Origin of the sequence: Streptomyces sp. 2114.4 (genome assembly GCF_900187385.1) — a bacterium.
Lineage (GTDB): Bacteria > Actinomycetota > Actinomycetes > Streptomycetales > Streptomycetaceae > Streptomyces > Streptomyces mooreae.
This window is the reverse complement of the sequence record NZ_FYEY01000001.1, coordinates 6737500-6751013: the sequence shown is the minus strand read 5'-3', so window position 1 is coordinate 6751013 and position 13514 is coordinate 6737500. Positions and strand designations below refer to the sequence as shown.

Here is a 13514-nt window from a genome sequence, read left to right as displayed (position 1 = left end):
CGTCAAGGCCCAGCAGCCAGGCCGTCAACCAGAACCGCGTCAACTCCCTCACCCCTGCGCGGTTTCCTCGGGATCAGCCGGTCGTGGGACCGGCTCCGGCAGCGCGCACGATCAGCCGAACAGCTGGGAGCCGAGGGGGTGTTGCCCGTCGAAGCCGGGGAGGATCAGGAAGGTCGCGCTGGCGGTCGTGGTGGTGAAGGACAGCAGCGCGTCGGAGGTTTCCATGTGAGTGAGGGTGGCCGTGAAGGCCCGCAGGTCGTTCTGGAAGCTGAGGAAGAGCAGGCCGGGGGCGGGCTCGTCGGTGCCGTAGGAGCGGCGGAGCATGAGGCCGGCGCCGACGACGGCGGGGTTCGCCCTGCGCACGTGAGCATCCGCGGGGACGAGGTAGCGGCCGTCCGGTGTCTTGGCGCCGAGATCCGGGCCTGAGGCGACGGGGCCGCCGGAGAGGGGGACGCCGCTGGCCCGGCGCCGTCCGAAGACCGCCTCCTGCTGGGCCACGGACAGGGCGGCGAACCGCGGCAGGTCGAGTTCCATGCGCCGCAGTACGGCAAGGGTGCCGCCGGCAACCGCGGGGGGACCGGCCAGCCACAGGTCGCGTTGTTGTTCGGCGGTCGTGTGCGGGCCCACGATGCCGTCGATGAATCCGAGCGGATTTCGTGGCGCGGTGAGGCCGTTGCCGAGGGGCACGTTCGTACCGCGGCGTGCGGACTGCCGCCAGCGTTCGTGGATGCGGTCACCGGCCTGGTCCAGGAGCGCGGCGCCCACGACCGGCAGGAGCAGCGGGTCGCCGGCGCAGATCTGGATCAGCAGGTCTCCGCCGCGTGCCCGTGGGGCGATCCGCTCGCGGGAGAACCGCGGGAGGTCCGCCGCGCCGGGCAGCGTGGCACCGGCCGTGCGTACCAGCCGGGGGCCCACGCCGACGGTCACGGTGAGGTCGCCCGGCGGCAGGCCCAGCAGCCGGGGGTCGGTCCCCGCGGTGAGTGTGCCGATCGCCTGGCCGAGTTCGGCCAGTAACGGGCCGGCGTGCACGGTGGCGCCGAGGTCGGCCACCACGGCCAGCAGGTGGGGCTGGGCCGGCTGAGGGAGCGTGATGCCTGCCTGATGCCGGCCCGTTGCCACCACCGGCGCCGGCGTGGCCGCCGTGGTAGGGGCGGGCCGGTCTGGCCGGGCGGAGTCCGATGTGCACCCGGCGGTCAGACCGGCGGCCACCATGGCTCCGGTGACATCGAGGAACGCACGCCGCGACGGATGGTGATCGGCTCGGTGCATGGTGTGCAGAGTGCCACACCCGCCTCGCGCCTGCGGTCAACCTCCCGATTCCGGCGCGGAATTGGGCGTCATGCTGCCAAACTGGGATCATGCCTCGATCAGCTCTTCGCGTGTTGGCGGCGGTACTGGGCACGCTGACACTTGTGGTCGGCTGCGGCGGCGGTGACGGCGGAGCGGGCAGAGGCCGGCGACCGGCCGGTGCGCAGGTGACGATCCGTGTGCCCGCCGATGCGCCGACGATCTCGGACGCGGTGTCGTTGGCCCGGCCCGGTGATCTGGTGCTGGTCGCTCCGGGCGTGTACCACGAGTCGGTGAAGATCGACACGGCTCGCCTCACTCTTCGCGGCGCGTCCCGGGACAAGGTCGTCATCGACGGGCGGCTGCGGCAGCCGAACGGTGTCGTCGTCGCGGCGCCCGGGGTGGCCGTGGAGAACCTGACCGTGAAGAACAACACGCAGAACGGGGTCCTGGTCACCGGTTCGGCGAAAGCGGTCGCCGGGCTACCGGGGCGAAGCGGCGGCTACGACACCGGCGACGAGCCCGTCACCTTCCTGAAGTCGTTCCTGGTCTCGTATGTGACCGCGACCCGCAACGGGCTGTACGGCATCTATGCGTTCTCCGCACAGAACGGTGTCATCGAGCACTCGTACGCGTCAGGAGGGGCCGACTCGGGGATCTACGTCGGACAGTGCAAGCCCTGTCGCGTCGTGGTGCGGGACAACATCGCCGAACTCAACGCGGTCGGCTACGAAGGCACCAACGCCGGCGGAGACATGTACGTGGTCGGCAACCGCCTGGTCGGCAACCGGGTCGGCCTGACCACCGACTCCGACCACCAGGAGAAACTGCTCCCGCAGCAGAGCGCCGTCATCGCGGGCAATCTGATCGCCGCCAACCAGCAGCGGGCCACCCCCGTGCAGGCCGACGGCGGGTGGGGGCTCGGCATCGGCATCGACGGCGGCAGCGACAACCGGTTCGTCCGCAACCGCATCGCCGGCAACAGCAACGCCGGGCTCGTGATCACCGCAACCGCCGACCTGCCTCCGGTGGGCAACCAGATCGTGGACAACACGTTCACCGGTAACGGCATCGACGTCGGCTGGGCGTTCCCCACCGCCACGCGGGGACGGGGCAACTGCCTGCGCGGCAACGATCTGCGCACCACCGTGCCCGCCCGGCTCGCGACCACCGCGTCCTGCCCGCTTCCGGCCGAGTCGCCCTCGCCGGCCGGCCGGTGGGCGGTGCCGACGGCGCCCGGTGGCATCCCGTTCACCGAGGTCGCGGTGCCGGATCCGCAGCCGCAGTTCCCCCGTGCCACCACTACGGGCGCCACCGCTGTCCCGGCCGTTCCGGCCCTTCCGAAGACGGCAGGCGTCCCCCTGCCGCCGGCGTCCCTGCTCGCCGCGCACGCGCGGGTGCAGACGTCCTGAGCAGCTACCGGCTCGGGGTGACTCCGGGTACCGGCTCGACCGGAGCGTACTTCTGGGTGTCGAAATCGATGACCACCGGCTGCGGCTCGGAACCCACGCTGACGCGGACCCGGTACATGGTGCCGTCCGGGCCGACCCAGTAGCGCACGTTGCCCGCCGTACCGGAGCGGCCGGGGGAGGACGGCCCGGTCATGACGTCCACCCGATGCCCGGCCACCTGGTCTTGTCCCCACCAGGCGGCGCCGTTCTGCGGCAGCAGTTCGGCGTTGTCAGGCCGGTCGCTGCCGAGACCGAGCGCGATGGTCAGCGAACTGTCCAGCGCGCTGCCGGACGCCAGCAGCGGGCGACGGTACCAGGCCGAGCGGGGCGGCGACGCGGGTGCGTGCGCCGGGGCGTTCGCCATCGGATGGACGAACACTGAGGTGGCCGTCCACTCGATCAGCCCGTCGCTGGAGGTGTCGCGCCCGGTGCCGTGCACCACGCCGTAACCGAGCTTGGCCCGGTAGTCGACGGACCCGGTGACGGTCAGCCCGCCGGCGGTACCCGGCACAGTGATCGTCACCGCGCGGCCGTGCGCCTCGTAGTTACGGAACCGCGTGATCGCCAGCCGGTTCGCCTCCTCCGACGTCAGTGCGCGCGGACCGCTGGGGCCAAAGACGCCGTCGGCGAGAAGGAACGCGGCCACCGCGGCGGCCGCGGCGGCGATGACGGCTGCCGCCCGGCGTGGCCGCAGCCATCGGCGCCGGTCAGCCGCACGGTCCGGTGGAGCTTGCCGGGTTCTCACGCTCCGCACGCGGCTCGACGCTGACACTCTTCTGATCCACCTCTCGGTCACCACGCTGCTCGGCCACCGTTCGGTCGCGGCGGCACTCGGCAGTTTGGTGACAGACGACGCCGAGGCCGGCCCTCGTGGACCGGCCGGGAGGTGATCTGCCTGCCTGCGTCATCCGGACCGCGGGCAGGCAGATCGCTGTGGTGCGTTTCGTTCAGCGCTTCCGGGCGCGGCGCTTCCGGCTCATCAACGCGATGACCAGGCCCGCACCCACCAGCAGACCGGCGAGGGCGATCATCGTTGGCAGCCCGGACGTACCGGTGTGTGCCAACGAACCCGTGCTCCCACCGCCCGGGCCCGGGTTGTGGGCAGGCGGTGCGGGTGCCGGTGGCGTAGCGGCCGGTGGTGAGGCCGGGTTCGGCGTCGGGGGCAGGCTCGGCGCCGGGGAGCTCGGAGGCGACGTCGGGTTCGGGCTCGGCGTCGGGGAAGAGCTCGGGGGCACCGTCGGGGTCGGAGTCGGGGACGGCGTCGGGGTTGCCTTCGGGATGTACACCCCGGCGTCGATCGTGTGATCGACCCCGCCCGGCTTGTCCGGCGCCGTGACCGGCGCACGGCCGTTGCACAACGGACCGGTGGTCGGCGGAGTCACATTGGAGTCATGCGCACGGTGGGCACCGGCCCGCGGGAGCGTGAACCGCAGCGCGCTCGCCGGGGGCCGGCCGGGCACCTTGCCGGTGTCCGCGGTGCACACGTCGAACTGCACCGTGTATTTCGCCCCCGGTGTGAGCTGGTACTCGGCGCCGACACCACCGAAGTAGTACTCGCCGGCGGCATTGGTCCTGGTCGTGGCGACCTGTTTGCCGTCCGCGTCCAGCAGGTTGATCGTCGCCCCCGGCAGCAGCACGTGCCCCGGGTCCTGGATCCCGTTGTGGTCGCCGTCGAACCACACGACGTTGCCGATCTGGATCGGCGCGTTCGCCGCCGCGTACGCGATGTCGCCGAGCCCGCCGGCCTTGCCGAAACCGCCTTGTTGCTGGCTGACGAACTGGAACCCGTTGGCGGTCGGGTTGTTGCCCGGGCCCTGACCGGTCGTGATGTGGTGGTACCCGGTCCCTGAGGTCGCGACGTTGACGACCGGGTCGAACTCCGTGCTGACGACCCATTCCTGCTGCGGGATATAGGCCACCGACCCCAGCGCGGTCTCCTGGTGCGCGTTGGCGTAGAAGTCGCCCGGGAAGTATTCGACGACATCGGCGCCCTGGCCGCCACTGTTGGCGGGGGTGGCGTGGTTGGGACAGCTCCCGGTGCCTTCCCACTGGTATTCACCGGTGGGAGTGGCGCAGACCATGGTGATGTCACCACCGGACATGCCGAGTTCCGCCGTGTCGTTCCCCGGGCGGGGGTCCAGCCCTCCCCAACTGACCGCGTCCATGAACCGGTCGCGGAAACCCAGGATCATCGAGCCGTCCCGGGCGAAGGCGAGGGAGGCCAGCTCCGGTTGCGGATCGATGAAGACGCCGCCCGCCTTCCGGTCGTCCCACGTGTCCAGGCCGGTGTTCCACGGGTTCCAGTGGGTGGCCTTGTCGCCGGAACCGAAGACGCTGCCGCGTACACCCGTGAGCGGGTGGCTCAGCACCGTGGTGAACCGCTTGCCGTCGTAGGTGGAGACGAAGGCTTTCAGGTCCGCGCGCTGCCGCGTGCTCTCCGCGCTGCACACACCGCCGACGTACAGCGTGTTGTTGTGGACCTGGAGACCGAACGGCCGCCAGTCGCCGGGGCTCGCGCACCCCGGGTCCGGGATCGCGACCGTCGACTTGGGCGCCGCGGCGGTCGCCCCGGTCGCGTCGAAGCTCACCAGGCTGCGGGTCCGTAGGTTCACCGCGTACAGCGTGGCGCCGTCCTCCGACAGGGCCAGGCCACCGATGCTCTCCTTGCCCGGTGCGTCGGTGAACCCGGGATCCTTGATCATGTTGGCGGTGTCGTGCTGCGTCACCGCGGCGCCCGGCACCTGCGCGAACAGCTCCGGCGCACCCGAACCGCCGACCGGCACCGTGTAGATCGCGCCACTGCCCTTCGGCCCGTACGGGGCGTACCGGCGGGCGAACGCGCTCTGGAACAGCCGGGTCCGGTCCTTGTCGTAGGCCAACCCGAACGTCGTGCCCACCTGGTCCTGCGTGGCCAGCGTGGCCGGGCACGCCACATCGGTGGGACACGTGCCCCGGGTCTTCGTCCCGAACGCCACCAAGGCCCGGTTGTCGGTCCCGTTGGCGCCGTTGTGGACCGGCACGAAGTACCGCGAGTCCGGGAGCGTGTAGTCGGCCGGGTCCCACACCCCCGTCACCACCGAGTCGTTCTTTCCGTCCGACACCTCCACGAACGACGTGAAGCTGTCGAAGTGGTTCTCCGCCGTCGACGCGGGCGCCGCCCGCAGGTAGTCGCGGTACGGTGCCGGGATGCTGACGTCGACGCGGTACTGGCCGCCGCTCAGCACGGTCGACCGCGAGACCACGACCTTGCCCGTGGCATCCGTGACGCCGGTGACATGGTGCCCGGCGGGGTCGGAGACCTCCACCTTCATGCCCCGCTGCGGTACGTCCATCGCCGCGTTGATCACGCCGGTGCCGAAGAAGTCGCGCAGCACCTGCACCGTCAACGTGCCGTCGGCCGTCGAAGCGGCGGCCGGTCCAGCCGTCGCTCCCACGGCGCCGCCCGCCAGCAAAAGAACGGATAACGCCATGCGCGCCAGCGCCTCCACAAGCCTCCAGGCCGACCGGCGAGATTCTCTGCCGACTCGGTTCATGGCATCACACTCCACATTTTTCTTGTCGGGAAAACGAAGCACCCGCTTCTCGCTACCCGTCCGCTTCATGGTCCCGGAAGCGAACACCGAGGCGAACACCAGGCAAAAGAAAGACGGTCCACGCTGTTGCGTGGACCGTTTTGCGGTGATCGCTCGAGGATATTGCGGGCGAGCGGTAAGCGTCGCAGGCCAGAAATAGCGAACGCATGTTCAGGGCTTCGGGCAGGGCGGCTCTGGCTTGCGTGTTCCGGCAACTCCGTCACGGCGCCCTCGCCCCCCACCGCCGACCTCACCGACCGCCATCGCGAGCAGCGCGCGACATTCTATCCACCGGAGTCTCGCCGATACCGCAGAATTCCTGATGTCCCCTCGGGATCCGCGATAATCCCCGATTGCCCAGAAGACGGCGACCGGAAGAATGTGCGAGAGGGGTGTAAGGCCGGACCCGGTCGTATGGAGTGCGGGACACCCGAATGACGCGCGACGTAGCGCCATATCCGCTCCGCGGAAAGGGAATCCGGACCGACTGATCCGGATGACTCCCTAGCGGCGCGCCCCGTTGAGCGACGCCGGATGCTCCGCAGGCCGCCGCTCGTGCCAGCGCAGATCGTCCTGGAGCTGGGCGGCCAGCGAGATCAGCCGTGGCTCGCTGTGGGCCGGGCCGAGCAGTTGGGCGCCCAGCGGCAGGCCGCCGGCGCTGAATCCGGCGGGGACGCTCACGCCCGGCCAGCCGAGGACGTTCCACGGCCAGGCGTACGGACAGGCGGCGATCATGGCCTGGTCCGTACGCCAGCCGCTGAGCTTGGCGAGGGTGCCGATCCGCGGGGGCGGGGTGGCGGTGGTCGGGGTCAGCAGGACGTCGTAGGGGCCGAACAGCGCGCCGATCCGGCGCTGTTGACGCCTTTCGACGGCGCGCGCCCGGCGCAGTACCGGCCCGCCGAGCAGCCGTCCCATCCGCGCCGCCTCCCGCGTACGGCGGTCCAGGAGGGAGGGGTCGGGGACCCGGCCCGCCCACTCCCCCACCCCGGCCGTGGCGCGCGGGACGAAGGCCAGTCCGACCAGCCCGTAGTCCGGCTCCGCCTCCTCCACGAAGTGCCCCAGCCGGGCCAGGGTGCGGGCCACGCCCGTCACCGCCTCCCGGACATCGGGGTGCAGCGGCTTGGGGGTGAAGGTGAAGGCGGCCTTCCACGACAGCGCGATCCGCAACCGGCCCGGGTCGCGGCCGGCCGCCTCGCGCGCCGCGATGGCGGGCGGCCGGTGCAGATCGCCGTCGTGGTTGCCGCTGGCCACGTCCAGCAGCAGCGCCGCGTCCTCGACCGTACGGGCCAGCGGTCCGATACCGGTGATGCCCTGGAAGGACTCCGGGTCCGGCCAGGTGGAGATGCGGCCGCGCTGGGGTTTGATGCCGACGAGATGGGACCAGGCGGCGGGGATGCGGACCGAACCGGCGCCGTCGGTGCCGAGCGCGGCGGGTACCAGCCCGGCCGCGACCGCGGCGGCCGAGCCGCCGGAGGAACCGCCCGGGGTGTGGGCGAGGTTCCAGGGGTTGCAGGTGTTGCCGAAGGCCGGGCCCTCGGTGAACGGCCACTGGCCCAGTTCGCAGGCGTTGGTCTTGCCGACGATGATCGCCCCGGCCGCGCGCAGCCGCCGGACGACCTCGGCATCGCGCTCCTTGGGCGGGAACTCGCCGGCGCAGCCGAACGCGGTGGGCTCGCCCGCCACATCGGTGTCGTCCTTGACGGCGACCGGCACTCCGAGCAACGGCAGCCGCTCGCCGTGCGCCAGCCTGCGGTCGGCCTGTGCGGCCTCCGCCATCGCGGCCTCGGCCCGTACCCGGCGGAAGGCGTTGACGCCGGCCTGGGTGGCCTCGATGCGTTCCAGCGACCGCCGTACCAGCGCGGTCGAGGTCACCCGCCCCTCGGCCAGCGCCCGCGCCTGCTCGGCGAGGCCTTCCCACTCCCCGGTCTCGGCACCGATGTGCCGAGCCGGGGCCGGACCGGTCCCGCTGTCCTGACTCTCGTCAACGCTCACGCTGCGTGCCCTCCCTGGAACCGCTCATTCGAACGAACGGTCCCAGGAGGCTAATCCTCGCGGGGAGGGCCATCAACGATGCCGCGCGGTGCGCCACATAGACGACACACGGACGGCACACAGCGGCTCGCCGTGTTCCGGTGCTGTGACGCCCGGTCACGTACCCGGGGCGCGACGGGCGGTGCACACCGTGGCGGGACGAGCGGTGCACGCCGTGACGACGGGACGCTCGGTGCGCGCCGTTACGACGGGTGGACGACCCTTGCCGAGCCGCCGCCGCGCCGTACCTTCTCCGCCGCGGCCAGCCAGCGGCCGTCCGGCAGCCGCTGGACGCCGGTCGCCGCGCCGATCTCCGGGTTCTGCTTGAACGCATGTCCGATCGCCTCGAGTTGCCCGCGGACCGGGCTGTTCCACAGGCCGGGTTCGAGTTCGGTCGTCGCCGCGTTGCGCTGGCTGGCGCGCGGCGCGGCGATGGCGTCGACCAGCGGCATTCCGCGGTCGAGGTGGTTGACCAGGCTCTGCAGCACGGTCGTGATGATGGTCGCGCCGCCGGGCGACCCGAGCGCCACCACCGGCCGGCCGTGGCGCAGCACGACCGTCGGCGAGGTGGACGAGCGCGGCCGCTTGCCGGGCCCGGGAAGGTTGGGGTCATGCACCGCCGGATCCACGGGCGTGAAGGAGAAGTCCGTGAGCTCGTTGTTGAGCAGGAAGCCGCGGTGCGGGACGACGATGCCGCTGCCGCCGGTCTGCTCGATGGTCAGGGTGTAGGCAACGACGTTGCCCCACTTGTCGGCGACGGTCAGATGGGTGGTGTTCTCCCCCTCGTACGTCGTCGGGACGCCCTTGCCGCCGGTGGCGCAGCGCCGCGGATGGCGGGGGTCGCCGGGTGCGAGGGGGCTGGTCAGCGCCTTGTCGTCGCGGATCAGGCAGGCCCGGGAGTCGGCGAAGCGCTGGGAGGTGAGGGCCTTGGCCGGTACGTCCTCCTGCGACGGGTCGCCGACCCAGCGGCCGCGGTCGGCGAAGGCGATCCGGCTCGCCTCCAGGTACCGGTGGAGGTACTGCTTCTCGCTCAGCCGGGAGACGTCGCTCCGCTCCAGGATGTTGAGCGCCTCGGCGATGGTGGTGCCGCCCGAGGAGGACGGCCCGATGCCGTAGACGTCGAGGCCCCGGTAGCGGGTGTGGGTCGGCGCCTGGCCGAGCACCCGGTAGGCGCGCAGATCGGCTGCGGTCAGCTTGCCGGGCCGCACCCTGCGGGTGGCTCCGGAGCGCACCGGTGGCTTGCCGACGGTACGGACGATGTCCCGGCCCAGTGCGCCGTCGTAGAGCGCCCGTATGCCCTTCGTCGCCAACTCCCCGTAGGTGCGGGCCAGATCGGGATTCTTGAGCGTCGAGCCGACCGCCGGCGGCTTGCCGCCGGGCAGGAAGAGGTCTGCGGTCGCCGGGAAGTCCTTGAAGCGCGCCTCGTTTTCCGCGGTCTGCTGGCGGAAGGTCGCATCGACCGTGAAGCCGTCCGCGGCCAGCTGCCGGGCGGGCCGCAGCACCTGCCCCAGCGACCGGCTGCCCCAGGTGCGCAGGGCGGTGTCCCAGGTGGCGGGGGTCCCCGGGGTGCCGACGCTCAGGCCGCTGGTGACGGCGTCGGCGAACGGGATCGGGGTGCCGTTCTCCAGGAAGAGGTCCCGGCCGGCGGAGTGCGGGGCGGTCTCCCGGCCGTCGAGGGTGCGTACGGTCCGGGTCTTGGCGTCGTAGAAGACGAAGTAGCCGCCGCCACCGATGCCCGAGGAGTAGGGCTCGGTGACGCCGAGGGCGGCGGCGGTGGCGACCGCTGCGTCCACGGCGTTGCCGCCCTGTGCGAGCACCGCGATCCCGGCGGCCGAGGCATCCGCGTCGACGCTGGCGACGGCCCCGCCGGAGCCGACGGCGACCGGTGTCTTCTCCGGTGTGGCGGTGGGAGCGCGGTCCTGGGCCGCGGGAGCCGGCCGGACGGGTGCGGCAGGTGGTGCGGCGGGCGCGGCGGCGGCCGGGACCGCCACGAGGGAGCCGGCCAGCGCGGCGGCCGCTCCCAGGACGGTGAGGCGTCGGGCTCTGCTCATACCGGATATTCCTCCTGAGCGTGCGCACGGGGCAGCAGGGGGCGGAGCCTACTCGGCCCAACAGCCCGCGGACAGAGGGCTTTTGGCCTGCCGCCGCCCTGATGACGGCGGGGATCAGCTGCCCCCTTTTCCGTACGGAACAGGTAGGCCGGTACGGACCGGGGCAAGCCGCCCCGGGCCCCCGCCCCGCCCTCGAACACCCAGCCGGTGAGCCGCTACGCTCCCCGGCCATGGACGACACCCTGCTGCTCCTGACCGCGGCGGCCGTAGCCCTGATCGTGGGCCTGGCGGCCGGCTGGGCCGTGCACTCGGCGACGGTCCGGCGGAAGCTGACCCGCGAACAAGGCTTCTTCGGGCTGCCGGACGGTTCGGAGTGTGTGCTGGTCACCCACCGGGACAGCACCTCGGCGCACTGGAGCATCCCCCGTCATGACGCGCTGGCGCTGCTCGGGCTGGCCGCGGTGATCGAGAACTGTGGTGCGCACCCCGAGGTGGCCCCGCACGACACCGGCCTGCAGGGCTTCGGGGCGCGCACCGAGTTCTGTGTCGGTGACCCGACCGCGCACCGGCGGCTGGCGGCCCATCTGGCCAATCTGCTGCCGGGTGTCATGGTGCACCCGGGCGACTTGTCCGGCGCGGGCCGCGGCACCTTCACGATCGGCGGCACGGCGTACCGGATGGAGCCCGGCGCGGTCGAATATGTCCTGCTGGCGCGGCTGACCGCAGGTGAGGGCGGCGACCGCCCGGTGTTCCTGGCGGCCGGCCAGCGCCCGGTCACCCACCGGGCCGCGGTCCGTCATCTGGTCCGCAACCGGGCCCGGCTGGCCCGTAAGCACGGCGCCGACGGCCAGTTCTGTCTGCTGCTGAAGGTGGTCAACTCACAGGCGTACGGGCCCGATGTCGTCGAACTGGTCGCCGATGTCACCAAGTCCGCGCTCACGGCCGCGGAACCGAAGGGCCACCGGGCGGCGGCCTGAGACCGGCAGCGCGACAGCCCGGCGGGCCGGTCTCGGGCGCGGGGGGGGATGCCTCCCCCCCGCTACTGGGCCCGGTTGTCGCGTCCCCTCGACGGGAGCCGGTAGGGCACGTCGACCACCGTCACCCCCGGCGTGAACAGCAGCCGCGCCTTGAGCCGCAGGGCGCTCTGGTTGTGCAGCGGCTGTTCCCACCAGCGCCCGACGAGGTATTCGGGGAGGATGACCGTGACGGCGCCGCCCGGATGCCGTGCGCTGACGCCCAGGACGTAGTCGATCACCGGCCGGGTGAAGTCCCGGTAGGGGGAGCTGAGCACCTGCAGGGGGACGTCGATGTCATGGGCGTCCCACTGCTCGCGCAGCCCCCGCACATCGGCGGGATCGATCGCGACGATCAGCGCGTCCAGCGAGGTGGGCCGCATCGCGCGGGCGTAGCCGAGGGCCTTGAGCGTGGGCGCGTTCAACGCGTTGACCAGCACCAGGACATAGTTTCCTGCCGGCTCCCAGGGTCGCGCGTCCGGGGCGATGGCGACCTCCCGTGACACCCGCGCGTAGTGCTGGTGCACGGCGCGCATCCCCATGAAGAGCAGCGGCATGGCGATCACCACGATCCATGCGCCGTGCGTGAACTTGGTGATCAGGACGACGACCAGGACCACGCCGGTGAGGACCGCGCCGAGCGCGTTGATCGCCTGGGAGCGCCGGTGCCGGACCCGTTCCCTGGCCGGCAGGCCGCGTTCGGCGAGGACGGTCCGCCAGTGCCGGACCATGCCGGTCTGGGAGAGCGTGAAGGAGACGAAGACGCCGATGATGTAGAGCTGGATGAGGTGGGTGAGTTCCGCCTTGAACAGGATGATCAGCCCGATGGCGGCCAGCGCGAGCAGGATGATGCCGTTGGAGAACACCAGCCGGTCACCGCGGTTGTGCAGCTGCCGGGGGACGTAGCGGTCCTCGGCGAGGATCGACGCGAGCATCGGGAAGCCGTTGAAGGCGGTGTTGGCGGCGAGGATCAGCACCCCGGCCGTGAACGCCTGCAGCAGGTAGAAGAGCACGGTGACCTCGCCGAAGGTGGCGCGGGCGATCTGGGCGAGGGCGGTGGAGGTCGGGGTGTTCGGCGGCAGCCCCAGTTCGGTGGGCTCCACCGCGACATGCACGTCGTAGAGCATGGCCAGGGCCGTGATCCCGGCGAACATGGTGACGGAGAAGAACCCCATGATCAGCAGCGTGGTGGCGGCGTTGCGGCTCTTCGGTCTGCGGAAGGCGGGCACTCCGTTGCTGATCGCTTCGACACCGGTCAGGGCGGTGCAGCCGGAGGCGAAGGCCCGCATCCCCAGCAGGACCAGCGCGAGACCTGTGTAGTGCGAGACGGCGTGCAGCGGCAGCCCGGCGGATTCGGCGCGGGGGGTCGCGCCGGTGGCGATCCGCACGGCGGCGAACACGAACATCAGATAGATGAAGAAGACGAACCCGTAGGTGGGGACGGCGAAGACCCGCCCCGATTCGCGGACCCCGCGCAGGTTCATCATCGCCAGCAGCGCCACGAACCCGACGGACAGCGCCAGGTCATGGCCGCCGAGGGACGGAATCGCGGAGGTGATCGCGGCGACACCGGAGACCACGGACACCGCCACGGTGAGCACATAGTCCACGAGCAGTGCGCTGGCGGCGGTGAGCGCCGCGTTCCGCCCGAGATTCTGCGCGCTGACGATGTAGGCCCCGCCGCCACCGGGGTACGCGTAACAGGTCTGCCGGTAGGACGCCACCACGACGACCAGCACCAGCACGATGGCGGCCGCGGCGTACCAGGTCAGATGGAGCAGCGCGACCCCGCCCAGGCCGACGACCAGCAGGATCTCCTCGGTGGCGTAGGCGACCGAGGAGAGCGGGTCGCTGCAGAAGATCGGCAGCGCCAGTCGCTTGGGCAGCAGCGTCTCGCCGAGCCGCGCACTGTCCAGCGGACGGCCCACCATCATCCGCTTCGGCCTGAAGAAGGGACTCATAGGCGGACAAACTAAGGGCCGCTCGGCGGGGGCGGAGGGAGGCTCGCGGGGCCGCCGCGCCGCACGGCCGCGGGCCGCCGGCCCCCTCCTGCGGGCAGTGCCGCCGGCCCCTTCCGCGCGCTCCGTGCGAGCCGATCGGGTGCGGAAC

At 71.9% G+C, this 13514-nt stretch carries 8 protein-coding genes; 2 read left to right on the top strand and 6 right to left on the bottom strand.

Translation table 11 applies throughout. The features are described from left to right. Positions 1–111: 111 nt before the first annotated feature. Positions 112–1269, bottom strand: a complete 1158-nt coding sequence (locus CFW40_RS29795; protein ID WP_088800890.1) for a Dyp-type peroxidase — start codon at positions 1267–1269, stop codon at positions 112–114. A gap of 89 nt (positions 1270–1358) precedes the next feature. Between CFW40_RS29795 and CFW40_RS29790 the strand changes: the two genes are divergently transcribed. Further along, on the top strand, positions 1359–2699 hold the full coding sequence (locus tag CFW40_RS29790) for a nitrous oxide reductase family maturation protein NosD (protein ID WP_176956347.1): 1341 nt from the start codon (positions 1359–1361) through the stop codon (positions 2697–2699). Between the two features lie 4 nt (positions 2700–2703). On the opposite strand, the gene CFW40_RS29785 is transcribed toward CFW40_RS29790, so the two are convergent. The 4 genes from CFW40_RS29785 to ggt all read right to left on the bottom strand — a co-directional run bounded on the left by CFW40_RS29785 (position 2704) and on the right by ggt (position 10392). Then, on the bottom strand, positions 2704–3384 hold the full coding sequence (locus CFW40_RS29785; protein WP_088800889.1) for a hypothetical protein: 681 nt from the start codon (positions 3382–3384) through the stop codon (positions 2704–2706). A gap of 301 nt (positions 3385–3685) precedes the next feature. Then, a complete protein-coding gene (locus CFW40_RS29780; RefSeq protein WP_176956348.1) occupies positions 3686–6208 on the bottom strand; it encodes an SdrD B-like domain-containing protein in 2523 nt (840 codons plus the stop codon). A 606-nt stretch (positions 6209–6814) separates the two neighbouring features. After that, complete coding sequence (locus CFW40_RS29775) at positions 6815–8302, bottom strand: amidase (RefSeq protein WP_088800888.1); 1488 nt, start codon at positions 8300–8302, stop codon at positions 6815–6817. Between the two features lie 242 nt (positions 8303–8544). Then, a complete protein-coding gene (gene ggt, locus CFW40_RS29770; protein ID WP_088800887.1) occupies positions 8545–10392 on the bottom strand; it encodes a gamma-glutamyltransferase in 1848 nt (615 codons plus the stop codon). A 230-nt stretch (positions 10393–10622) separates the two neighbouring features. Here ggt and CFW40_RS29765 point away from each other — a divergent pair, with 230 nt between their 5' ends. Continuing rightward, positions 10623–11369 (top strand): hypothetical protein, encoded by a 747-nt coding sequence (locus tag CFW40_RS29765; protein ID WP_088800886.1) that lies wholly within the window; start codon positions 10623–10625, stop codon positions 11367–11369. Between the two features lie 62 nt (positions 11370–11431). Here CFW40_RS29765 and CFW40_RS29760 read toward each other — a convergent pair whose 3' ends face one another. Continuing rightward, the gene (locus CFW40_RS29760) at positions 11432–13366 is read right to left on the bottom strand and encodes an APC family permease (protein WP_256331208.1); all 1935 of its coding nucleotides are present in this window, start codon (positions 13364–13366) and stop codon (positions 11432–11434) included. Positions 13367–13514 lie beyond the last annotated feature (148 nt).